This is a genomic window from Pseudoxanthomonas sp. LjRoot206 (genome assembly GCF_056175725.1).
In genome coordinates this window covers 422316-444489 of record NZ_JBGFFI010000004.1, presented here as the reverse complement: position 1 = coordinate 444489, position 22174 = coordinate 422316, and the positions used below count along the sequence as shown (strand labels likewise).

General features: G+C 67.2%; 20 protein-coding genes. 10 read left to right on the top strand and 10 right to left on the bottom strand.

Annotated features, from left to right (window positions below):
* Positions 1–11: 11 nt before the first annotated feature.
* Entirely contained in the window at positions 12–809 is a 798-nt protein-coding gene (locus AC04MD_RS15105) for a TatD family hydrolase (protein WP_475498092.1), read from the top strand.
* Between the two features lie 12 nt (positions 810–821).
* Here the strand turns inward: AC04MD_RS15105 and AC04MD_RS15100 are convergent, their stop codons facing one another.
* The 4 genes from AC04MD_RS15100 to AC04MD_RS15085 all read right to left on the bottom strand — a co-directional run bounded on the left by AC04MD_RS15100 (position 822) and on the right by AC04MD_RS15085 (position 4069).
* Positions 822–1337, bottom strand: coding sequence for a hypothetical protein (locus AC04MD_RS15100; RefSeq protein WP_475498178.1), 516 nt, complete (start codon positions 1335–1337; stop codon positions 822–824).
* 67 nt (positions 1338–1404) lie between these two features.
* The gene (panE, locus tag AC04MD_RS15095; RefSeq protein WP_475498091.1) at positions 1405–2334 is read right to left on the bottom strand and encodes a 2-dehydropantoate 2-reductase; all 930 of its coding nucleotides are present in this window, start codon (positions 2332–2334) and stop codon (positions 1405–1407) included.
* Positions 2334–3104, bottom strand: a complete 771-nt coding sequence (locus AC04MD_RS15090) for an ABC transporter permease (protein WP_475498090.1) — start codon at positions 3102–3104, stop codon at positions 2334–2336. Before AC04MD_RS15090 ends, panE begins: the two co-directional genes overlap by 1 nt.
* Positions 3101–4069 (bottom strand): ABC transporter ATP-binding protein, encoded by a 969-nt coding sequence (locus AC04MD_RS15085; protein WP_475498089.1) that lies wholly within the window; start codon positions 4067–4069, stop codon positions 3101–3103. The genes AC04MD_RS15090 and AC04MD_RS15085 overlap by 4 nt, the downstream gene beginning before the upstream one ends.
* A gap of 99 nt (positions 4070–4168) precedes the next feature.
* Here AC04MD_RS15085 and AC04MD_RS15080 point away from each other — a divergent pair, with 99 nt between their 5' ends.
* The 4 genes from AC04MD_RS15080 (at position 4169) to AC04MD_RS15065 (ending at position 8487) form a co-directional block, all read left to right on the top strand.
* On the top strand, positions 4169–4921 hold the full coding sequence (locus AC04MD_RS15080) for a ferredoxin--NADP reductase (RefSeq protein ID WP_475498088.1): 753 nt from the start codon (positions 4169–4171) through the stop codon (positions 4919–4921).
* 93 nt (positions 4922–5014) lie between these two features.
* Positions 5015–6520, top strand: a complete 1506-nt coding sequence (locus AC04MD_RS15075; protein ID WP_475498087.1) for an alpha/beta hydrolase — start codon at positions 5015–5017, stop codon at positions 6518–6520.
* A 42-nt stretch (positions 6521–6562) separates the two neighbouring features.
* Positions 6563–7309, top strand: coding sequence for an ABC transporter ATP-binding protein (locus AC04MD_RS15070; RefSeq protein WP_475498086.1), 747 nt, complete (start codon positions 6563–6565; stop codon positions 7307–7309).
* Complete coding sequence (locus AC04MD_RS15065) at positions 7306–8487, top strand: ABC transporter permease (protein ID WP_475498085.1); 1182 nt, start codon at positions 7306–7308, stop codon at positions 8485–8487. The genes AC04MD_RS15070 and AC04MD_RS15065 overlap by 4 nt, the downstream gene beginning before the upstream one ends.
* A 56-nt stretch (positions 8488–8543) precedes the next feature.
* Here AC04MD_RS15065 and AC04MD_RS15060 read toward each other — a convergent pair whose 3' ends face one another.
* From AC04MD_RS15060 to rpmH, 6 genes are all read right to left on the bottom strand, one after another.
* Positions 8544–9095, bottom strand: coding sequence for a porin family protein (locus AC04MD_RS15060; RefSeq protein ID WP_475498084.1), 552 nt, complete (start codon positions 9093–9095; stop codon positions 8544–8546).
* Between the two features lie 170 nt (positions 9096–9265).
* Positions 9266–10255, bottom strand: coding sequence for an energy transducer TonB (locus AC04MD_RS15055; RefSeq protein WP_475498083.1), 990 nt, complete (start codon positions 10253–10255; stop codon positions 9266–9268).
* Between the two features lie 233 nt (positions 10256–10488).
* Positions 10489–11829, bottom strand: a complete 1341-nt coding sequence (gene mnmE / locus AC04MD_RS15050; RefSeq protein WP_475498082.1) for a tRNA uridine-5-carboxymethylaminomethyl(34) synthesis GTPase MnmE — start codon at positions 11827–11829, stop codon at positions 10489–10491.
* An 88-nt stretch (positions 11830–11917) separates the two neighbouring features.
* Positions 11918–13624, bottom strand: coding sequence for a membrane protein insertase YidC (gene yidC / locus AC04MD_RS15045; protein ID WP_475498081.1), 1707 nt, complete (start codon positions 13622–13624; stop codon positions 11918–11920).
* A gap of 13 nt (positions 13625–13637) precedes the next feature.
* Positions 13638–14078: a ribonuclease P protein component gene (gene rnpA, locus AC04MD_RS15040; protein WP_475498080.1), complete on the bottom strand. Its 441-nt coding sequence runs from the start codon at positions 14076–14078 to the stop codon at positions 13638–13640.
* Between the two features lie 85 nt (positions 14079–14163).
* Positions 14164–14304, bottom strand: coding sequence for a 50S ribosomal protein L34 (gene rpmH, locus AC04MD_RS15035; RefSeq protein WP_027083663.1), 141 nt, complete (start codon positions 14302–14304; stop codon positions 14164–14166).
* Positions 14305–14574: 270 nt separating this feature from the next.
* Between rpmH and dnaA the strand changes: the two genes are divergently transcribed.
* The 5 genes from dnaA (at position 14575) to AC04MD_RS15010 (ending at position 22139) form a co-directional block, all read left to right on the top strand.
* Positions 14575–15903, top strand: coding sequence for a chromosomal replication initiator protein DnaA (gene dnaA / locus AC04MD_RS15030; RefSeq protein WP_475498078.1), 1329 nt, complete (start codon positions 14575–14577; stop codon positions 15901–15903).
* Positions 15904–16310: 407 nt separating this feature from the next.
* The gene (dnaN, locus tag AC04MD_RS15025) at positions 16311–17411 is read left to right on the top strand and encodes a DNA polymerase III subunit beta (RefSeq protein WP_192274048.1); all 1101 of its coding nucleotides are present in this window, start codon (positions 16311–16313) and stop codon (positions 17409–17411) included.
* A gap of 199 nt (positions 17412–17610) precedes the next feature.
* Positions 17611–18717 (top strand): DNA replication/repair protein RecF, encoded by a 1107-nt coding sequence (recF, locus tag AC04MD_RS15020; protein ID WP_475498077.1) that lies wholly within the window; start codon positions 17611–17613, stop codon positions 18715–18717.
* A gap of 112 nt (positions 18718–18829) precedes the next feature.
* Positions 18830–21295 (top strand): DNA topoisomerase (ATP-hydrolyzing) subunit B, encoded by a 2466-nt coding sequence (gene gyrB, locus AC04MD_RS15015; protein ID WP_475498076.1) that lies wholly within the window; start codon positions 18830–18832, stop codon positions 21293–21295.
* A 10-nt stretch (positions 21296–21305) separates the two neighbouring features.
* A complete protein-coding gene (locus tag AC04MD_RS15010; protein WP_475498075.1) occupies positions 21306–22139 on the top strand; it encodes a lysostaphin resistance A-like protein in 834 nt (277 codons plus the stop codon).
* Positions 22140–22174: the final 35 nt, after the last annotated feature.

Here is a 22174-nt window from a genome sequence, read left to right as displayed (position 1 = left end):
AAAATGCGCGCATGGACTTGATCGACATCGGCGCCAACCTCACCCACGAAAGCTTCGACCACGACCGCAACGCGGTGCTTCAGCGCGCACGCGAGGCCGGTGTGGTCCAGCAGGTGGTCACCGGCGCCAGCCGCGAGCACTCGCCGACCGCGCTGCGGCTGGCGCAGGCGCATGCGGGCGAGCTGTTCGCCACGGCCGGCGTGCACCCGCACCACGCCACCGAGTACACCGACGAATGCGATGCCGAGATGCGCGCGTTGCATGCGCACCCGGAGGTCGTGGCGGTGGGCGAATGCGGGCTGGACTATTTCCGCGACTTCTCGCCGCGCCCCGCGCAGCGCAGGGCGTTCGAGCGTCAGCTGCAGATTGCGGTGGACACCGGCAAGCCCCTATTCCTGCATCAGCGCGACGCGCACGACGATTTCGTGGCGATGATGAAGAACTTCGACGGCAAGCTGGGGCCGGCCGTCGTGCACTGCTTCACCGGCACGAGGAAGGAGCTGTTCGACTGTCTCGACCAGGACTGGCATATCGGCATCACCGGCTGGCTGTGCGACGAGCGCCGCGGCCTGCACCTGCGCGAGCTGGTGAAGAACATCCCGGCCAACCGGCTGATGATCGAGACCGACGCGCCCTACCTGCTGCCCCGCACGGTGAAGCCGCAGCCCTCGCACCGCCGCAACGAGCCGATGTACCTGGCCCACATCGTCGCCGAGCTGGCGCGCGACCGCGGCGAGGACATCGAGGTCACCGCCGCAGCGACGACGGCGACGGCGCGCGCGTTCTTCCGGCTGCCGGCGGCGGGCTGAGGCCCGGCGTGCTCACTCGACCTTGCTGTCCTCGGACTTTGCCTGCTGCATGGCCTCCGGTTCGAGCTCTTCCGCACTGCGGTTGAGGTGGACGAACACGCCCCAGGCCACCAGCAGCAAGGCGGCCGAACCGCCGATCGCGATGACGTACGGCAACTGGCGTGGATCCTCGTGCATCAGTTCGAACGTCGCGACCAGCGTCTCGATCGACAGTGCGATGACGATGACGACGAGGAAGCGCGACAGGTAGCGGCGCACGCGGGTGGGTCCGCTGACCTTGACGTCGCGCTGCACCTCTTCCTCGAACACCGTCTGCGCCAGCTCCAGCGCCACCAGCGCGATGGTCAGCATGCCGATGCTCTCGAGGATGTTGTCGAAGCGGCCACGCAGGCCGGCGTCGCTGCCGGCGACCACGACGCCATGCCAGAGTTCGCTCGCGGCCAGCACGATCAGCGCGACGGCGGCGGCGAAGAACAGGGCGATGATGGCCAGGTGGCCGGCGAGGAAGATCTTGTGCAGGTGCTTCATGGCGGCGCCACCGGAGAGGTGGCGCAGCATGGAGGCACACGCCGTCAGGGCGGCGTGAACGTCCCCGTCACGCTGCGCGTTGTGCTTCGTACGCCTGCAGATGCACCCAAGCTGCGCGCAGGCGCGGGGTGGCGATCCCGTGCGCGGCGGCACGATGGCACATGTCGCCGACGATGTGCGCGGCTTCGACGCGCTGGCCGGCTTCCAGGTCGCGCAGCATCGAAGCCTTCATCGGCGAGCCGGCGGTGGTGAGCGTCTCGCGCGCGGTCGCCTGCGCGGGTGCAGGCACCGGCTGGCCGGATGCGGCCGCCACGGCCAGGCATTCCCCGTACAGCGCGTCCATGAACTCCGAACCGCCCTCGCCCGCCACGATGGTGCCGATCGGCGCACGCATCGCGCAGGTGCCCGCCGCCAGCGCGGTGAGGAAGCTGTACTTCACCCACTGCGCCTGCGCGATGTCCGCTGTGTGCGCGTGGTCGATGCCGGCCTGCGCACAAGCCGCGGCCAGCGCCTGCAGGCGCGCGTCCGGCGCCTGGTCCGCGCGTTCGCCGAACGTCACCGAGGCCGGCTTGCCCAGGTGCAGGATTTCGCCGTCGGCGCCCAGCGCCGCACTGATGAAGCAGAGACCGCCCAACACGTGGTCGAAACCGAAGCGTGCATCCAGCGCGTCGTAGTGGCGCAGGCCGTTGAGCAGCGGCAGCACGGCCGCTCCCGCATCGACGGCCGGCGCGATGGCGTCCATTGCGCTGTCCAGGTCGTAGGCCTTGGCACTCAGCAGCACCAGGTCGAACGGTGCGGCCTGGGCCAGCTCGTCTGCTGTCGTTATCTGCACCGGCAGGTCGGCATCACCGAGCGGGCTGCGGATGCGCAGGCCGCGCTCGCGCAGCAGCGCCGCGCGCGCGGGACGGACAAGGAACGTCACGTCGGCGCCGGCCTGCGCGAGCCGGCCGCCGAAATACCCGCCGGTGCCACCGGCGCCCAGCACGAGCAGCCGCATCAGCTGCGCAGCCCCACGCCCTTCTTCAGCAGCCACAGACCGAGCGCGGCCAGGCCGACGACGAACGCCAGCATCAGCGCGTAGGCGATCCACAGCGGCACGTCGCTGCTGCCCAGCAGGCCGTAGCGGAACGCGTTGACCATGTAGAAGATCGGGTTGGCGTGGGTCAGCGCTTCCGCCCATGGCGGCAGCAGCTTGACCGAATAGAACACGCCGCCCAGGTAGGTCAGCGGGGTCAGGATGAAGGTCGGCACGATGGCGATGTCGTCGAACTTCTTCGCATAGGCCGCGTTGACGAAGCCGGCCAGCGAGAAGATCGTCGCGCCCAGCAGCACGGTGGTGATGGTCACCAGCGGATGCGGGATGCGCACCTGGGTGAAGAACATCGCGATGACCAGCACGATGGCGCCGACCATCAGGCCGCGCAGCACGGCGCCGGTGACGTAGCCGAGCAGGATCACCCAGTTCGGCATCGGGCTGACCAGCAGTTCCTCGACGTGGCGGCCGAACTTGGCGCCGAAGAACGAGGACGAGATGTTGCCGTAGCTGTTCTGGATGATGCTCATCATCACCAGGCCCGGCACGATGAACTCCATGTAGGTGTAGCCGCCCATGTCGCCGATCTGCCGTCCGATCAGGCCGCCGAAGATCAGGAAGTACAGGGTCATGGTGATGGCCGGCGGCACCAGGGTCTGGCCCCAGATGCGCAGGATGCGGGCGACCTCGCGGCGGACGATGGTGCCGAGGGCGACCATGTTCGGGGAACTCATGCCGCCTTCTCCTTGTTGGCGTCGCCATTGCCCGTCATGCGCACGAACAGTTCCTCCAGGCGGTTGCTCTTGGTACGCATCGAGCGCACGCGGATGCCGGCCTCGTTGAGCGCGGCGAACACGCGGTTGAGGTCCATCGCACGCGGCATGTCCAGGTCCAGCGTATGCGCGTCGTTGGCGACCAAGGTCGTGCCCTCGATCACCGGCAGCTGCGCCGGCAGGTCGCCGTCGATGTCGAACAGGAAGCCTTCCACGTCCAGCTTGGCCAGCAGCGCACGCATCGGGCCCTGCTCCACGATCACGCCGTGGTCGATGATGGCGAGGTTGCGGCAGAGGCTCTCGGCCTCCTCCAGGTAATGCGTGGTCAGGATGATGGTGGTGCCGGCGGCGTTGATGTCCTTCAGCGTCTTCCACATGCCGCGGCGGATCTCGATGTCGACGCCGGCGGTGGGCTCGTCGAGGATCAGCAGCTTCGGCCGGGTCATCATGGCGCGGGCGATCATCAGCCGGCGCTTCATGCCGCCGGAGAGCGTGCGGCTCATCACGTGGGCCTTTTCCCACAGCTGCGCGCGCTTGAGCTCCTCTTCGGCGCGCAGCAGCGCCTCGGCGCGCGGGATGCCGTAGAACCCCGCGTAGTTCACGCAGATGTCCAGCGGCTTCTCGAACATGTTGAAGTTGATCTCCTGCGGCACCAGGCCCAGCAGGCGCATGGCGCCGTCGCGGTCCTGGTCGATGTCCACGCCGAATACGCCGACCTGGCCGCTGCTCTTGTTGACCAGCGAGCTGACGATGCCGATGAGCGTGGACTTGCCGGCGCCATTCGGGCCGAGCAGGGCGAAGAAGTCGCCGGGTTCGACCTGCAGCGACACGCCCTTGAGGGCCTGCACGCCGGTGTCGTAGACCTTGCGCAGGTCGGTGATGGCCAGCGCGGGGGGTGCGGCGGAGGCCGCGGAAGGAGACGCCATGGGAGCCTTGCGATGCGCGCGGGGGCGCGGTGGGAGGGCGAGCGCTTATTATAGGCGCCTCGCCGGGGCCGCCCCGGGCCACACAGTGTTCCAGTCGCTTTGGCCATCGCTCCCTTTCCCCTGAAGCTCGTCGGCCGCCGCATGCTGGCGCCCAGCGTGGGTCACTACAGCTTCGTGCGCGACGATGGCCTGCCGCTGGACTTCATCCCCGGCCAGTTCATCCAGGTGCATTTCAGCTACGCGGACGGCACCGCCACCAAGCGCAGCTATTCGCTGGCCACGATCCACGACCATGCGATGGGCCCGGGCGAAGCGGTGGAGATCGCGGTCAGCTACGTGCCCGGTGGTGCGGCGACCGCGCTGTTCGAGGGCCTGCCCGACGGCGGCCACGTGGAAGCCAGCGGCCCGTTCGGCCGCTTCTGCCTGATGCCGGGCGACCGCAATGCGCGCTACCTGCTGATCGCCACCGGCACCGGCGTCACGCCATACCGTTCGATGCTGCCGCAACTGGAAGCACTGATGGCCGAGCGCGGCGTAGAGGTCGTGCTGCTGCAGGGCGCGCGCACGCCGACCGAGCTGCTGTACGGCGACGACTTCCGGGCCTTCGCCGACGCGCACCCCGGCTTCCGCTACGTGCCCTGCCTGTCGCGCGAGCTGCCGGCCGATCCGCATGCCGACGTCCGCCAGGGCTATGTGCAGCAGCACCTGGCCGAATTCTTGCCGGATGCCGCGCGCGACATCGCCTACCTGTGCGGCAATCCCGACATGGTCGATGCCTGCTTCGAGGCGCTGAAGGGACACGGCCTGCCGGTGCCCCAGATCCGGCGCGAGAAATACGTCTCCAGCAAATAGGCCTCGGGGCCACGCCTCATACAGACCGTTGGTCACATCCGTCCCGCAGCATCGTCATGGCATGCTGGGACCCGCCTCCAACGGAACTGATACATGGCACTTCTTCATCGATCACTCGCGACCGCGCTGGGCGCGCTGCTGCTGGCCGGCTGCAACGGCACCGCCACCGGCCCCGACCAGCAGGCCGTGCGTCACTACGGCGACATCGCCTTCAAGCCCTGCACGCTGACCGCGCCCTACCTGACCACGACCGTGGAAGCGCAGTGCGCAACCTACGACGTGGCCGAGGATCCGGCCAAGCCCGAGGGCCGCAAGGTCGCATTGAACATCGCGTGGCTGCCGGCCACCAACGAAGGCGCGGCGACCGAAGACCCGGTGTTCTTCCTCGCCGGCGGCCCGGGACAGGCGGCCGTGCAGGTCTGGCCGGCCATCGACGCGGCCTTCCGCGAGGTGCGCAAGTCACGGCACATCGTGCTGGTCGACCAGCGCGGCACCGGCAAGTCGAACCCGCTGGCGTGCAAGGACGAAGCAGGTCGCAATACCTACGCGGATGCGGATGACGCCAGCGAGGCCGCGGCGGTCGCGTTCGCCCGCGACTGCGCTGCGTCGCTGCAGGCCGATCCGCGCTTCTACACCACCACCGATGCCGTGCGCGACCTGGACAGCGTGCGCAAGGCGCTGGGCGCGGCGAAGATCAACCTGGTTGGCGGTTCCTATGGCACGCGCGTGGCGCAGCAGTACGCGATGCGCCATCCCGACAGCACGCGCGCGGTGGTGATCGATGGCGTGGTGCCGAACGAACTGGTGCTCGGCAGCGAGCATGCGCGCAACCTGGACGCGGCGCTGGCCTTGCAGTTCCAGCGCTGCCAGGCGACGCCGACCTGCAAGGACCGCTTCGGCGACGACCTGCGCGGCCAGCTGCGCGCGTTGATGACACGTTTGGCTGCGACGCCCGTGGACACCGAGTACCGCGATCCTTCGACCGGCGAGCTGGTCACCGGCCAGGTGACCGCGGGCACGGTCGCCGGCATCACCCGCATGTACTCGTACTACCCGCAGGGCGCGGCGCTGTTGCCGCTGGTCCTCAACGAAGCGCAGCAGGGCCGCTACGGTTCGCTGATGTCGCTGGCCAAGCTGCTGGAGACCCAGGTCGGCGACCAGTTCATGCATGGCATGCAGTTGTCTGTGATCTGCGCGGAGGATGCCGACCTGCTGAAGGCCGATCCCGCCGACACCGACACCGTGCTGGGCAGCCTGCTGGGCGACACGCTGAAGACGCAGTGCACCGCGTGGCCGACCGGCAAGCGCCCGGCCGACTTCCATACCGCGTGGACGTCCGACATCCCCACGCTGGTCACCTCCGGCGAGCTGGATCCGGTCACGCCGCCGCGCTACGGCGAGCAGGTGTTGCGCACGCTGTCCAACGGCCGCCATCTGACGCTGAAGGGCCAGGGCCACGGCACGTTCGCCGTCGGTTGCATGCCCAAGCTGCTGGGCCGCTTCCTGGAAACGGCGAACGCCAAGGACCTCGACGCGACCTGCCTCGACAGCCTGGACTACGTGCCGCCCTTCACCAGCTTCAACGGCTGGGAGCCGTGAGCCGCGCACCGCGCGCCCGCCACTTTCAATGGACATGACCGAATGATCATCGCCAACGACCTGCACAAGTCCTTCAAGACCAAGACCGGAACGGTCACCGCCGTGGACGGCGTCAGCTTCACCGCCCACGACGGCCAGATCACCGGCCTGCTCGGCCCCAACGGCGCCGGCAAGACCACCACCATGCGCATGCTCTACACGCTGATGACGCCCGACCGTGGCGAAGTCCGCGTGGACGGCCTGGATACCGCGCGCGAACCCGTCGCGGTACGCCGTGCGCTGGGCGTGCTGCCCGACGCGCGCGGCGTGTACAAGCGCCTGACCGCACGCGAGAACATCGCCTACTTCGGCGAGCTGCACGGGCTGTCGTCGAAACAGATCACCGACCGTACGAAGGCGCTGTCGGAAGCGCTGGACATGGGCGACATCCTCGACCGCCAGACCGAAGGCTTCAGCCAGGGCCAGCGCACCAAGACCGCGATCGCGCGCGCGCTGGTGCACGACCCGCGCAACGTCATCCTCGACGAACCCACCAACGGCCTGGACGTGATGACGACGCGCGCGATGCGCGGCTTCCTGCGCCAGCTGCGCGACGAGGGCCGCTGCGTGATCTTCTCCAGCCACATCATGCAGGAGGTCGCGGCGCTGTGTGACCGCATCGTCATCATCGCCAAGGGTACCGTGGTCGCCGCGGGTACCGCCGACGAACTGCGTGCGCAGGCGGGCGAGGACAATCTGGAGGATGCCTTCGTCAAGGTGATCGGGTCGGAGGAGGGCCTGCTGGCATGAACATGTTCCGTACTGTCTTCACGGTGATGCGCAAGGAGCTGCGCGACCTGTCGCGCGACCGCCGCACGCTGGCACTGGCGCTGTTCCTCGGCCCGCTGCTCTATCCGGCGCTGATGCTGGGCATGGGCTACCTGACCGAGAACCGCATCCGCACCCAGGTCGACAAGACGCTGGAGATCCCGATGGTGGGCGCCGAACACGCGCCGAACCTGGTGAAGTTCCTCGCCACCAACGGCATCACCGCCGGCAAGGCGCCGGACAACCTGGATGCCGCGATCCGCTCGCAGGAGATCGACGTGGCGCTGCGCATCGATCCCGGCTACGCGGACGACTGGCGCAATGGCCGTCCCGCGCTGGTCGAGATCCTGCGCGACAGCACGCGCCGCGATGCCGACATCCCCACCCAGCGCGTCAACGCCGCGCTGTCGGCCTACAGCCAGCAGGTCGGCGCGCTGCGCCTGCTCGCGCGCGGTGTGGATGCGTCGGTCGCGCGGCCGGTGAACGTCGGCATGCAGGACCTGGCCACGCCCGAAGCCAAGCAGGGCATGCTGCTGTCGGTGCTGCTGCCCTACCTGCTGATCCTGACGTCCTTCATCGGTGGCGCCTACCTGATCCTCGATGCAACGGCAGGCGAACGCGAACGGCAATCGCTGGAGCCGTTGCTGGCCACGCCGGCGCCACGCAGCGCCGTGGTCAGCGGCAAGATCGCCGCCGCGTGCGTGATCGGCCTGACCACGCTGCTGCTGACGCTGCTGGCGTTCAAGTTCAGCGCGCAGTTCGCGGGCACGCTGGGCCGGCAGTTGAACGTGTCGTTCCTGTCGATGGCGAAGATGCTGCTGATCCTGCTGCCGATGCTGTTCATCGGCACCTCGCTGCTGACCTACCTGGCGGCGTCGGCCAAGAGCATGAAGGAAGCCCAGAGCCACATGACCTGGTTGATGCTGCTGCCGATGATCCCGACCTTCGCGCTGATGGCCAATCCGCTGAAGAGCCAGCCGTGGCAGTTCGCCGTGCCGTTCCTGGCGCAGAACCAGCTGCTGCTGAAGGTCATCCGCAACGAGTACATCGGCCCGCAGACCTGGGGCATCTACATCGCCGCGGCGTTCGGCGTGGCGGCGCTGCTGTGGTTCGCGGCCGTGCGCCGCTACCACCAGGAGAAGCTGGCCATCGCCGGCTGACCGTCGTCGATTGCCACAACGGAAACGGCCACCTCGCGGTGGCCGTTTTTTTTCACTCAGAAGCGGTATTCGTATCCCAGCGTCAGCGTATGCGCGGTGACGTCGGCGTTGAACAGGTCGCCGGTGTTGTAGTCGTAGTTCAGGCTCAGGCCGTTGTGGTGGTCGAAGTCGTAGCCCGCGCCCACGCCGACGTACGGCTTGGTCGAGCGCTCGCGCAGACGGTAGCCGCCCGCGCTCAGCTTGGTGTTGACGCTCTGCGCGCCCGCGCGACCGGCGATGAAGAAGCCGGTGTTGTCGGCGCCGAAGTTCTTCTTGCCGACGACGCCGAGGCCGGCGACGTCCATGTCGTGCGACACGCCCTCGACCGAGCGGTCGCCGAGGATGGAATAGAAGCCTTCCATCGCGACATTGGGGGTGAAGTAGTGGCCGATGCGCAGGCCGTAGACGGTATCGGTATCGTCGGCGCTGAACCCGTCGACCTCGATCTTCAGATCGCTGTGGCCGATCTCGAAGCGTCCGTACCATTGACCCGCCTCGGTGGCGGCGGCGGTGGACGAGAGGCTGAGGCACGCCAGCGCAACCGCGCCGGCAACAGTGAATCGCTTCATGGAATCCTTCCGTGTTGTTGTGGTGTTCGCCCGTCGTGCGGGCGGCGGCACAGTAAGCGTCGTCCCTGCCGACGTCCAGTGCTGATCGTCTTCTGTTAGTCGAGATCGCCGACGCAAAAAGGAAACGCCGGCACGAGGCCGGCGTTTCGCGTCTTCCCGCTTCTCTGCGATCAGCCCGGGCTGAAGCCGATCGTACGGCGCGTGGTGACCGGTGCATCGACCGGTTCGAAGCGCCAACGGCGCACCGCATTGAGCGCCTCGCGATCGAACACACGCGCCGGGTTGGCGCGCACCACGCGGGCGTTGGTCACGGAGCCGTCGGTGCCGACGGTGATCTCCACCAGCACTTCACCGCTCGTGCCCGAACGCAATGCTTCCGGCGGATAGCGCGGTGCCGGCGTGCTGACCGCGCGCAGGGACTGCGCCTGGGCGGCCGCGGGAACGGCGGCGCGGGCCGCAGCGGCCTGGCGTTCGGCGGCCTCGCGCTGGGCCGTGGCCTGGCGCTCGGTCTCCTGGCGCGCCGCTTCCGCACGTGCCGCTTCCTGCTGCTGGGCCAGCTGCTGGGCGGCGGCGGCCTCGGTGGCGCGCTGCTGTTCGGCCTGCTGGGCCAGGCGCTGCTGTTCTTTCAGCCGTGCATCCTCGGCGGCCTTCGTCTTGTTCTCTTCGTCGGTCACGCTGCGCTGGGCGACCGCCTGCTGCGCGGCGGCGATGCTCTGCTGCAGGCGCGGCAACGCCGGCGCCTTCGGATCCGCCTTCTGGATGATCGCCGACAGGCGCTGGGCCTCGGTGAACTCTTCGCGCGCGATGCTCTGCTCGGCGGCGATCAGCGTGTACGGCATCAGATCGGTCAGTGCGCTGGTGACGCCCGGATCGTTCGGCAGCTTGTCGCGCAGGGCCAGGTAGTACTCCATGGCGTTGTCGCCACCCGGCGCATAGATGCGGTTTTCGCGCAGCGCCTTGGTGGCGGCGTCGCGCAGTGCGTCGGCGTCCATCGCCTGGACCTGTGCCGACACGGCGGGCGGTGGCGGCGCGGCGGGCGTGGCGGCAGGCGTTGACGCGGGTGCGGCGGCCTCGTCCTGCTTGGAGCATGCCGCCAGCGCGACGATGAGCAGCAGCGGTGCGGCGTAGCGCAGGCGCCCGGTGGTCTGGATCAAGGACATCGTTTCAACTCCCCCAAGTACGTTTCTAATGGTGTCGACCGCCCGTCGACCCACGTGGCAACGCGGGACCGGGTGTCGCGAATCAGCACGGGCCCGCCACCTGCCAGGCCCCGTCCGGGCTGGAATGGCGCGATGCCTTCCGGGTACCCCTACCCGGACGCCAGAGTACGTCGGCGCATCGGGCGCGACACTTGACGGCTGTCACATTTTTAGCGGACTGGAGGCCGCCGAGGTCATTTGCCGATGCAGAACGTGGAAAAGATGTGGCCCAGCATGTCGTCCGCACTGAGGCGGCCGGTGATCTCCCCCAAAGCGTCATGCGCCAGCCGTAGCTCCTCGGCCGCCAGTTCCAGCTGCTCGTAGCGCAGCTGGTCGCAGGCCACGGAGGCATGGGCGGCGGCACGGTGCAGCGCGTCCACGTGGCGCGTGCGCGCGGAGAACTCGCCGTCGCCACCGTCGTTGGCGGCCCCCCCTGCCAGCGCCCGCAGGCGCACATGCAGGCGGTCCAGACCGAACCCCTGGGCGGCCGACACGTACACCCGGTCGCCATCATCCGGCGGCACGTCGGCCAGCAGGTCGGCCTTGTTGTGGATCCACAGGAGGGTGTCGACACCCTCGATGCCGTAGGCGACCGCCGCACGCCCTGCTTCCGGATCGCGCGCATCGACCACCGCCAGCGCCACGTCGGCGCGGGCAAGCTCGGCACGCGCACGACGCATGCCTTCGCGTTCGATCGCGTCGCCGCCGTCGCGCAGGCCGGCGGTATCCACCAGGTGCAGTTCCAGTCCGTCCAGGCGGATCGTCTCGCGCAGCGTATCGCGCGTGGTGCCGGCCACGTCGGTGACGATGGCACGGTCGCTGCCGGCCAGCGCATTGAGCAACGAGCTCTTGCCGGCGTTCGGCGGGCCGACGATGACCGCGTGCACGCCATCGCGCAGCTTGCGTCCGCGTTCGGCATCGGCGATCAGCGCATCCAGGCGTTGTTGCGCATCCGCCAGCCGTGCGCGCACCTGCTCGCCGCCCAGCGTGTCGATCGATTCGTCGGCGAAGTCGATCGCCGCTTCGACGTGCACGCGCAAGGCCAGCAGCGACTGGCCGATGCTGTCGACGCGTTCCGAGAACACGCCGTCGAGCGAGCGTCGTGCCGCCCGCGCCGCGCGTGCGTCGGCGGCGGCGATCAGGTCGGCGATGGCCTCGGCCTGGGCGAGGTCGAGCTTGTGGTTGAGGAAGGCGCGCTCGGAGAATTCGCCGGGCCGCGCCATGCGTGCACCGAGCGAGCAGGCGCGCGCGACCAGCTGCTGCAGCACGACGGGACTGCCATGCGCCTGCAGTTCGACCACGTCCTCGCCGGTGAAGCTCGCCGGTCCGGGAAACGACAGCGCGATGCCGTCGTCGATCGTGCCGCCCTCGGCATCGCGGAAACGCGCGTGGTATGCACGGCGCGGCGACAGCGCGCGTGCGCAGATCATCTTCGCGATCGCCTGCGCCGCCGGTCCCGACAACCGCACGATGCCGACGCCGCCCGCACCGGAAGCGGTGGCGATGGCGACGATGGTGTCCTGGGCTGGCGTCATGGGTGCGGATCCGCGGAAGAGGTTTCAGGGTAGCGGAAACACGAAGCCCGCCGGAGGGCGGGCTTCGTGGCGTCGCGGCGGGTGCGGATTACTTCGCGGTCGCAGCCTTCGGCGGCGTGGCGGATTCGCCATGGCGCTTGGTCATCCACCACTGCTGCAGCAGGCCCAGCGCACCGTTGGTGACCCAGTACAGCACCAGGCCCGACGGGAAGAAGGCCATCATCACGCCGAACACCAGCGGCATGAACTGCATCATCTTCTGCTGCATCGGATCCATGCCCGGCGCCGGCGTCAGCTTCTGCGTCAGCCACATCACCAGCATGTTGAGCACCGGCAGGATGAAGTACGGATCGCGCGCGGTCAGGTCCTGGATCCACGCGAACCACGGCGCCTGGCGCAGCTCGACGGTTTCCACCAATACCCAGTACAGCGCCAGGAACACCGGCATCTGCACGAGGATCGGCAGGCAGCCGCCCATCGGGTTGATCTTCTCCTTCTTGTACAGCTCCATCATGGCGACCTGGAACTTCTGCTTGTCGTCGCCGTAACGCTCCTTCAACTGCTGGATGCGCGGCTGGAACTTGCGCATCTTGGCGAAGCTCTTGTACTGCGCCGCGGACAGCGGATATAGCGCCAGCTTCACCAGGATCACCAGGCCGATGATCGACCAGCCCCAGTTGCCGATGAAGCCGTGCAGGAAGTTCAGCACCCAGAACAGGCCCTGACCCAGCAGGGCGAGGATGGCGAACTGGCTGTAGTCGACCACGCGGTCGATGCCCGGCGCCTTGATCGCATGGATCTTGTCGACCAGCTTCGGGCCCACCCACAGGCGTGCGGTGGTGGTGGCCTGCTGGCCGGGACCGACGTTGACGCCCGGGCCCATCTCGCGGATCAGCGCACGCGTGCCGTTGTCGGGGTTGTCGAGCGAGATGGTGGTGGTGTCGTCCGCCTGCGGAATCCACGCACTGAAGAAGTGGTGCTGCGGAATCGCGATCCAGCCACCCTTCACCTGCGCGTTGACGCGACCGTCTTCCAGGTAGTCCTCGTTGAACTTGCGGCGCTGGTAGCTGCCGTCCCACCAGGTGGCGCCGTTGAAGCTGAAGGATTCCGGATTGGTCATGCCGCTCTTGACCTGCGGCGGCGTGCGCAGCAGCTGGCGATACACCGTGCCCTGCCACAAGCCCGCGCCGGCATTGACGACCTGGTCGCTGACGGCGATTTCGTAGCTGGCGCGCTTGAAGGTGTAGATGCGGCGGATGGTGACGCCGTCCGGACCCTGCCACACGAAGGGCACGCTGACGCTGTCGGCGCCCTGCGCCAGCACCACGTCGCCCGCGCCATTTTCAGGAACGAAGGAATGGTGGTCCGGCGCCTTCGAGCCACTGCTGACCCAACCGCTTTCCGCCGCATAGAAATGCTGCGGCTCTTCACTGAAGAGGCGGACGGGACCGCTGCCCGGCGTCTTGCTCTGCGGATAGTGGAGCAGATCGGCCTGCAGCACGCTGCCGCCGTCCAGCACCAGGCGCAGCACGTCGGTATTCACGGTGACGCGCGCGGTCGCGGCGTTCTTCGCGGACGCGGTGGGCATGGGCGCCACGGTCGGCGCGCTGGGGACCGTGCCCGATGAGGGCGTGGCCGGTGCGACCGCGGCGGGCACGGTGCTGCCGGGCGCCGTGGCCGTCTGCGCGGCAACGGCGGGCGCGGCGGGTGCCGCCTTGTCCTTGTTCCACTCCAGCCACAACAGGGTCGCCACCATCAGCCAGGCGAAGATCAGGAATACACGGGTCTGGTTCATCAGGCAGGCAGTCTCAACCGGCGTCGGAAACCGGTTTGGTCGGAGAAGAAGGAGTGGGAGGCGGCGCGGGGGAATTCAAGCCCGGCGGCATTGTGCCGCCCGGTGCCGGTGCCGGCAATGCGCCGGCACGTGTCAGCACGCGCTCGAAGGTCGCGCGCAGCTGCCCGGAATCGGCTTTCGCCGCCGGTGGACGGGCGACCACGACGTAGTCGCCACCGGGCAGCGTGGTGCGCAGGCGACGGAAGTGTTCGCGCAGCTGGCGCTTGATGCGGTTGCGGCCGACAGCCCGCGTATCGACCTTGCGGGACACCGCCAGTCCCAGGCGCGCAGGGCCGTCGCCCGGCAGCCAGTGCAGGCTCATCAACGGATCGGAGGTGCGGCGCGCCTGTTCGAACACGCGCGCGTAGTCGGCGCTTGCGCGTACCCGCGCGCTGCGCGGGAATGCCGTGCTCATCTCAGCAAGAAGCCCGCTCGTGAACGGGCGGGCTCCTTTTGATGCAGGGAACGCATGGAAGCATGGCCGCGATGCGGCCAGGCCATCAGGCGGTCAGGCGCTTGCGGCCCTTGGCGCGGCGACGGGCCAGGATCTTGCGGCCGTCGGCCGTGGCCATGCGGGCACGGAAACCGTGATCGCGCTTGCGCTTGAGGTTGCTGGGTTGGTAAGTGCGCTTGGTGGCCATGGGGCCCTCGGGCGTGTTCGGGTGGAAAGAACCGGAAATTCTATAGGAACCGCCGGGTTACGGTCAACTCCCCGCGTGCTTTCGATCTGCGTTCCCGCGCAAGTAGGTGATCCCGCTGCCGTTCGTCCTTTCATCCACATCTTATGCACAGGATCGTTGGCGGGTCCCGGCACCGGTGGTAGTCTGGCCGACCCCATGGATTCCGCCCCGCGCTGCCCCCCGGCAATGCGGGATGGCCTGTCGCCCCCCACACGCGAGTCGTTCCACCTGATGGATGCCTGGCCCCGTTGCCTCGAACGCCTGGAAGCCGAATTGCCGGCCGAGGATGTACACACCTGGCTGAAGCCCTTGCAGGCGGAGCAGCGCAGCAACGCGATGGTGCTGTACGCACCCAACGCCTTCATCGTGGAACAGGTCCGCGAGCGCTATCTCGGCCGTATCCGCGAACTGCTGGACTACTTCGCCGGCCACGATGACGTCTCGCTGGAGATCGGCTCGCGCAGCAAGCCGGTGGGCGCGACGGCAACCGTTTCTTCCTCGGCGACCGCCAGCGCCGCCGCGCCCGTCGAGCCGTTCGCCGGCAACATGGACACGCATTACACCTTCGACAACTTCGTCGAAGGCCGCAGCAACCAGCTCGGCCGCGCCGCCGCTTGGCAGGCCGCGCAGAAGCCGGGCGACCGTGCGCACAACCCGCTGCTGTTGTACGGGGGCACCGGCCTGGGCAAGACCCACCTGATGTTCGCCGCCGGCAACGAGATGCGACGGCAGAATCCGAGCGCGCGCGTGCTGTACCTGCGCAGCGAGCAGTTCTTCAGTGCCATGACCAAGGCGCTGATCGAAAAGTCGATGGACCAGTTCAAGCGCCGCTTCCAGCAGGTCGATGCGCTGCTGATCGACGACATCCAGTTCTTCGCTGGCAAGGACCGCACGCAGGAAGAGTTCTTCCACACCTTCAATGCGCTGTTCGACGGCCGCCAACAGATCATCCTGACCTGCGACCGTTATCCGCGCGAGGTGGAGGGCCTGGAGCCCCGGTTGAAGTCGCGCCTGGCCTGGGGCCTGAGCGTGGCGATCGATCCGCCGGACTTCGAGACACGCGCGGCGATCGTGCTGGCCAAGGCGCACGAACGCGGCGCCCAGATCCCCGACGACGTGGCCTTCCTGCTGGCCAAGAAGATGCGCAGCAATGTGCGCGACCTGGAAGGCGCACTCAACACGCTGGCCGCCCGCGCCAACTTCACCGGACGCGCCATCACCACCGAGTTCGCGCAGGAAACGCTGCGCGACCTGCTGCGCGCGCAGCAACAGGCGATCAGCATCCCCAATATCCAGAAGACCGTGGCAGACTACTACGGTCTGCAAGTCAAGGACCTGCTGTCCAAGCGACGCACGCGCTCGTTGGCGCGCCCGCGGCAGGTGGCGATGGCCTTGGCCAAGGAACTGACCGAACACAGCCTGCCCGAAATCGGCGATGCGTTCGCCGGCCGTGACCACACGACCGTGCTGCACGCGTGCCGACAGATCCGCACCCTCATGGAAACGGACGGCAAGCTGCGCGAGGACTGGGACAAGCTGATCCGGAAACTCAGCGAGTAAGCGACGCGCCTTCCATCAGCGCACGCACTCGCCCGTTCTGGTGCGGTGCTTCCCGTAGCCCGGGTAGTCGAGCGGCGGCATCGCCAGCACTGCTGTGGTGACGTTGCCTCAGCCCGCCGTCGCAAGCTGTGTGGCTACTGTAGGCAAGGCGTTCACGGCAGGCAACGGACAACTCCGTGGGCAACTGGGCGCCGCTTCTGTGGATAAGATGTGTGTGTTTTCGGGCTCGAAAGTTGTCCACAGGATCCAGCACAGCTACGACCGGCCCTGTCCACCGGGTTGGAAGAAGAAAAAATTAAACGAATTCATGGGGTTAAGTAGGTTTTCCCGGCTTTTCAGGCCTACCACCACCACCAGCTTTTAAGCTTTTAGTCTTAAAAATCCAAAGCGAAGGGGCTCCAACACTCATGCGTTTCAGTCTTCAGCGCGAAGCTTTCCTCAAACCCTTGGCCCAGGTGGTCAACGTGGTCGAACGCCGGCAGACGTTGCCGGTCCTGGCGAATTTCCTGGTGCAGGTCCAGAACGGACAGCTCTCGCTGACGGGCACCGACCTGGAAGTCGAGATGATTTCGCGCAGTGCTGTCGACGACGCTCAGGACGGGGAAACCACCATTCCGGCGCGCAAGCTGTTCGATATCATTCGCGCCCTGCCCGACGGCAGCAAAGTCACGGTCAGCCAGACGGGCGACAAAGTCACGGTGCAGGCAGGTCGTAGCCGTTTCACGCTGGCGACGTTGCCTGCCAACGACTTCCCGTCGGTGGATGAGGTCGAGGCCACCGAGCGCATCGAGGTGCCGGAAGCGACACTGAAGGAGCTGATCGAACGCACGTCGTTCGCGATGGCCCAGCAGGACGTCCGTTATTACCTCAACGGTCTTCTTTTCGACCTGAGCGAGCGGACCCTGCGCTGCGTGGCTACTGATGGTCACCGCCTGGCGATGTGCGAGTCGCAGCTGGAAGGCGCTCCGGTCGGCAAACGGCAGATCATCGTGCCGCGCAAGGGTGTAACCGAGCTGCAGCGCCTGCTGGAAGGTGGCGACCGCGCGCTGGAACTGGAAGTGGGCCGCAGCCACATCCGCGTGAAGCGCGACGATGTCACCTTCACCTCCAAGCTGATCGATGGCCGCTTCCCGGACTATGCGGCGGTGATCCCGATCGGCGCAGACCGCGAAGTGCTGCTGGATCGTGAAGTGCTGCGCGCTGCGCTCCAGCGTGCTGCGATTCTGTCGAACGAGAAGTACCGCGGGGTCCGCGTCGAGGTCTCCCCTGGTCAGTTGAAGATCAGCGCCCACAATCCGGAGCAGGAAGAGGCGCAGGAAGAGATCGAGGCCGACACCAAGGTCGATGGCCTGGCGATCGGTTTCAACGTGAACTACCTGCTGGATGCGCTCTCGGCACTGCGCGACGAGCACATCGTTCTGCAGCTGCGCGACGCCAACTCCTCGGCACTGGTCCGTGAGGCCAGCAGCGAGAAGTCCCGTCACGTGGTGATGCCGCTGCGACTCTGACACTTCGGTTCCACGTGGAACACGATGCATCGCCCGGCTCCGGCCGGGCGATGTCGTTTGGGATCCCATTAGATGGCGAAGGCCATGGCGTGGATAGCTCGCACGCTAGAATTTGGCCTATGAAACCGTTGGTTCCCTGCCCTGCTTCCATCCTGGCCCGTGCTGGCTCGCGCTTTTCCGAGCGCGCGAGGCGTCTGCCATGCAGGTAACCCGACTGGAGGCCAGCGGACTGCGGCGCTTTCCGCAGGTTTCCCTGATGCCGGCAGCCGGCCTGAACCTGATCACCGGCGACAACGGTGCGGGCAAGACCAGCTTGCTGGAGGCCCTGCACCTGATGGCGTATGGCCGGAGTTTTCGTGGCCGCGTGCGGGATGGACTGGTGCGGACCGGAAGCGAGGCGGTCGAGGTTTTCGTCGAGTGGCGCGAGTCGGCGCAGGGGCGCCACCGCAGAGCCGGTCTCCGGCACAGCGGCCAATCGTGGGCGGGACGGCTCGACGGCGAAAACGTGGCCCAGCTGGGGGATCTCTGTGCCGCATTGGCCGTTGTCAGCTTCGAGCCGGGTAGCCACGCACTGGTTACTGGCGGGGGCGAACCGCGTCGCCGGTTCATGGATTGGGGCTTGTTCCACGTGGAACAGGGGCGTGAAGGTGGGTTTCTCCCACTTTGGCGGCGGTATGCGCGTGCCCTGAAGCAGCGGAACAGCCTGCTCAAAGCCGGCATCGCCGGTGCCCAGCTGGATGCCTGGGACCACGAACTGGCTGAAGCCGGCGAACCGCTGAGCAGCCATCGCCAGGGCTACCTGGACGCGCTCCAGGATGACCTGGCCCTCGTCGTCCGCGAACTCGCTCCATCGCTGGGTGCTGCAACGCTCCAGTTCCAGCCGGGATGGCGCCGCCACGAGCTGTCATTGGCGGATGCCCTCCTCCTGTCCCGCGAGCGTGATCGTGCTGCTGGTTACACGACCGTCGGACCCCATCGGGCTGACTGGCGCATCGACTACTCCACCCTGCCGCAGCGCGAGACCCTGTCGCGTGGCCAGGCCAAGCTGACGGCCCTGTCATGCCTGTTGGCACAAGCGCAGGATTTCGCCCGTCGTCGGGGGGAGTGGCCGGTGGTCGCGCTGGACGATCTGGCGTCCGAACTGGATCGGCATCATCAGCGCCGCATCCTGGAGCGCCTGCTCGCCAGCGGCGCGCAGGTCTTCATCACGGGAACCGAGCGCCCGGTGGGGCTGGCCGAAACTGGCATCCGTCCAACCCTGTTCCACGTGGAACAGGGGGCGATCCAGCCCGTCGCAGATGCCTGAACCGGGGGCTAAGTGCCCACCAGTGCTATAATTCCGCATTGATCCTTTGGCCCGCGCAGTGCGCCTACCGAACCGGTGGCGCGGCGTCCGCCATGCAGCCGACACGAAGCGAATGACCGACGAAACGACCTCTTCTGCACCGAACGGCAACACGTACGACGCCAACAGCATCACCGCCCTGGAAGGTCTGGAAGCGGTCCGCAAGCGCCCCGGCATGTACATCGGCGACGTGCACGACGGCACGGGCCTGCACCACATGGTGTTCGAAGTCGTCGACAACTCGATCGACGAAGCCCTGGCCGGCCACGCCGACCATGTGGCAGTGACGATCCACGCGGATGGCTCGGTCTCCGTTTCCGACAACGGCCGCGGTATTCCGGTCGGCAAGCATGCGCAGATGAGCGCCAAGCTGGGTCGTGAAGTCTCCGCAGCGGAAGTCGTCATGACCGTCCTGCATGCCGGCGGCAAGTTCGACGACAACAGCTACAAGGTGTCCGGCGGCCTGCACGGCGTGGGCGTCAGCGTGGTCAACGCGCTGTCCGAGAAACTGCAGCTGGACATCTTCCAGGGCGGTTCCCATTACCGCCAGGAATACAGCAATGGCGCGGCCCTCGGTCCGTTGACCCAGGTCGAAAGCACCACGAAGCGCGGTACGACGCTGCGCTTCTGGCCCTCGGTGACGGCCTTCCACGGCAACGTCGAGTTCCACTACGACATCCTGGCCCGTCGCCTGCGCGAGCTGTCGTTCCTCAACTCCGGCGTCAAGATCGTGCTGGCCGACGAGCGTGGCGAAGGCCGTCACGACGATTTCCACTACGAAGGCGGTATCCGCAGCTTCGTGGAGCATCTGGCCCAATTGAAGACGCCGCTGCATCCGAACGTCATCTCGGTCACCGGCGAAGCCAGCGGCATCGTGGTGGACGTCGCGCTGCAGTGGACCGACGCCTACCAGGAGACGATGTTCTGCTTCACCAACAACATCCCGCAGAAGGATGGCGGCACCCATCTGATCGGCTTCCGCGCCGCGCTGACGCGCACGCTGACGAACTACATCGAACAGAACGGCATCGCCAAGCAGGCGAAGGTCAATCTGTCCGGCGACGACATGCGCGAAGGCATGATCGCCGTGCTGTCGGTGAAGGTGCCGGATCCGAGCTTCTCCTCGCAGACCAAGGAAAAACTGGTCAGTTCGGAGGTTAGGCCGGTCGTTGAGAGCACGTTCGGTGCACGTTTGGAGGAGTTCCTGCAGGAACACCCCCATGAAGCCCGCGCCATCGCCAGCAAGATCGTCGACGCGGCCCGTGCCCGCGAGGCAGCACGCAAGGCGCGCGACCTGACCCGCCGCAAGGGCGCGCTCGACATCGCCGGCCTGCCCGGCAAGCTGGCCGACTGCCAGGAGAAGGATCCGGCGCTGTCGGAACTGTTCATCGTCGAGGGCGACTCGGCCGGCGGTTCCGCCAAGCAGGGTCGCAACCGCAAGAACCAGGCGGTGCTGCCGCTGCGCGGCAAGATCCTCAACGTGGAACGCGCGCGCTTCGACCGCATGCTGGCCAGCGCCGAAGTCGGCACGCTGATCACCGCGCTCGGCACCGGCATCGGCAAGGACGAGTACAACCCGGACAAGCTGCGCTACCACCGCATCATCATCATGACCGACGCCGACGTCGACGGCTCGCACATCCGCACGCTGCTGCTGACGTTCTTCTACCGGCAGATGCCGGAGCTGATCGAGCGCGGCCACGTCTACATCGGCCTGCCGCCGCTGTACAAGCTCAAGCAGGGCAAACAGGAGCTGTACCTGAAGGATGACGCCGCGCTCAACGTCTACCTCGCGAACAACGCGGTGGAAGGCGCGGCGCTGATTCCCGCCGATGGCGAGCCGCCGATTTCAGGCGAGGCGTTGGAGAAGTTGCTGTTGGCGTTCACCACCGCCCGCGATGCGATCGCGCGCAACGCGCACCGCTACGATCCGGTGCTGCTGGAGTCGCTGATCGACTTCACGCCGCTGGACGCGGAACACCTGGAGCAGAACATCGACGAGCGGCACGAACTCGATGCACTGGAAGCCAAGCTCAATCGCGGCAGTCTCGGGAGTGCGCGCTACGCGCTGACGCTGCAGCCCGCGACGGAACAGCGTCCCGCCGCGCTGCTCGCCACGCGCCGGCACATGGGCGAGGAACTGGTGCAGGTGCTGTCGCTCTCGGCGTTCGAGAGCGGCGAACTTCGCCCGCTGCGCGAAGCGGCGGCGCTTTTGCACGGCCTGGTGCGTGATGGCGCGCAGGTCGTCCGTGGCAACAAGGCGCAGCCGGTGGCGACGTTCGCCGACGCGCAGGCGTGGCTGCTGGAAGAGGCCAAGAAGGGCCGAAGCATCCAGCGCTTCAAGGGCTTGGGCGAAATGAACCCGGAACAGCTGTGGGACACCACGGTGAATCCCGATACGCGCCGCCTGTTGCAGGTACGCATCGAGGACGCGGTCGCCGCCGACCAGATCTTCAGCACGCTGATGGGCGATGTCGTCGAACCGCGACGCGAGTTCATCGAAGACAACGCACTGAAGGTATCCAACCTCGACGTCTGACGCCGCGGGCATGAGCGAAGCGACTCCATTGCCCGCCGCCGCGAACGCGACGACGCCTGCCCTGCCCTTGCGCAGTGCGCTGCCTGCCTTTGCTATCGACGTCGCGCTTGCGATCACGCTGTCGTTCTCGACACTGATGCTCGGTCTGTTCGGGTGGGCGGCGTGGCGGGGTATCCAGCTTGCGCAACAAGCCGGCGGCGCGCCGGACGCACAGGCGCTTGAGGCGCAGCTCGGCACGCCGCCGGTGCTGTTCCTGATCGTCATGACACTGGTCAGCACGGGCGGAACAGCCCTTGTGATGTACGTCTGGCGCCGACGTGCGACAGCGGTGGAACGACGCGACTCCCTCCGTCGACTACGACTTCCCCGGACGTGGGGCTGGACGGTGCTGGCAGGACTGGTGACGTTCCTTTTCAGTTCGATGATGAGCGCCGGTGGGCGCGCACTCGGGCTCGATCTCGAACCCAGCAATCTGGATCTGATCCGGGACGGCTTCGCCCGCTTCCCGGTGTTCCTGACGCTGTTCGCCGTCGTGCTCGCGCCGCTGTACGAAGAACTGCTGTTCCGGCGCGTCCTGTTCGGACGTCTGTGGCAGGCAGGCTGGCCGGTGTTGGGTCTGGTCCTCAGCAGCCTGGTATTCGCGCTGGTGCACGAACTGCCAGGCCTCAACGGCAAGCCGATCGGCGGCACGGTGTTCCTGATCCTGGTCTACGCGGGCATGGGCGGGATCTTTGCCTGGGTCTATCGCCGGACCGGAACCCTGTGGGCGCCCATCGCGGCCCACATCCTGAACAATGCGATAGCGCTGGCTGTCCTGCAGGTTTACGGCGGCGCGCCGGTTTAATGTGATTGACGAAAGTTTAAGACACGCTTGCCCAG

Excerpts from the sequence above, each read along its gene's own strand:
- panE (WP_475498091.1), bottom strand. The coding sequence starts at position 2,334 with ATGCGGCTGCTCGTGCTGGGCGCCGGTGGCACCGGCGGGTATTTCGGC.
- dnaN (WP_192274048.1), top strand. The coding sequence starts at position 16,311 with ATGCGTTTCAGTCTTCAGCGCGAAGCTTTCCTCAAACCCTTGGCCCAG.
- gyrB (WP_475498076.1), top strand. The coding sequence starts at position 18,830 with ATGACCGACGAAACGACCTCTTCTGCACCGAACGGCAACACGTACGAC.
- AC04MD_RS15090 (WP_475498090.1), bottom strand. The coding sequence starts at position 3,104 with ATGAGTTCCCCGAACATGGTCGCCCTCGGCACCATCGTCCGCCGCGAG.
- AC04MD_RS15085 (WP_475498089.1), bottom strand. The coding sequence starts at position 4,069 with ATGGCGTCTCCTTCCGCGGCCTCCGCCGCACCCCCCGCGCTGGCCATC.
- AC04MD_RS15055 (WP_475498083.1), bottom strand. The coding sequence starts at position 10,255 with ATGTCCTTGATCCAGACCACCGGGCGCCTGCGCTACGCCGCACCGCTG.
- yidC (WP_475498081.1), bottom strand. The coding sequence starts at position 13,624 with ATGAACCAGACCCGTGTATTCCTGATCTTCGCCTGGCTGATGGTGGCG.
- dnaA (WP_475498078.1), top strand. The coding sequence starts at position 14,575 with ATGGATGCCTGGCCCCGTTGCCTCGAACGCCTGGAAGCCGAATTGCCG.
- AC04MD_RS15105 (WP_475498092.1), top strand. The coding sequence starts at position 12 with ATGGACTTGATCGACATCGGCGCCAACCTCACCCACGAAAGCTTCGAC.
- AC04MD_RS15100 (WP_475498178.1), bottom strand. The coding sequence starts at position 1,337 with ATGAAGCACCTGCACAAGATCTTCCTCGCCGGCCACCTGGCCATCATC.
- AC04MD_RS15075 (WP_475498087.1), top strand. The coding sequence starts at position 5,015 with ATGGCACTTCTTCATCGATCACTCGCGACCGCGCTGGGCGCGCTGCTG.
- recF (WP_475498077.1), top strand. The coding sequence starts at position 17,611 with ATGCAGGTAACCCGACTGGAGGCCAGCGGACTGCGGCGCTTTCCGCAG.
- AC04MD_RS15060 (WP_475498084.1), bottom strand. The coding sequence starts at position 9,095 with ATGAAGCGATTCACTGTTGCCGGCGCGGTTGCGCTGGCGTGCCTCAGC.
- rnpA (WP_475498080.1), bottom strand. The coding sequence starts at position 14,078 with ATGAGCACGGCATTCCCGCGCAGCGCGCGGGTACGCGCAAGCGCCGAC.
- AC04MD_RS15010 (WP_475498075.1), top strand. The coding sequence starts at position 21,306 with ATGAGCGAAGCGACTCCATTGCCCGCCGCCGCGAACGCGACGACGCCT.
- AC04MD_RS15070 (WP_475498086.1), top strand. The coding sequence starts at position 6,563 with ATGATCATCGCCAACGACCTGCACAAGTCCTTCAAGACCAAGACCGGA.
- AC04MD_RS15065 (WP_475498085.1), top strand. The coding sequence starts at position 7,306 with ATGAACATGTTCCGTACTGTCTTCACGGTGATGCGCAAGGAGCTGCGC.
- mnmE (WP_475498082.1), bottom strand. The coding sequence starts at position 11,829 with ATGACGCCAGCCCAGGACACCATCGTCGCCATCGCCACCGCTTCCGGT.
- rpmH (WP_027083663.1), bottom strand. The coding sequence starts at position 14,304 with ATGGCCACCAAGCGCACTTACCAACCCAGCAACCTCAAGCGCAAGCGC.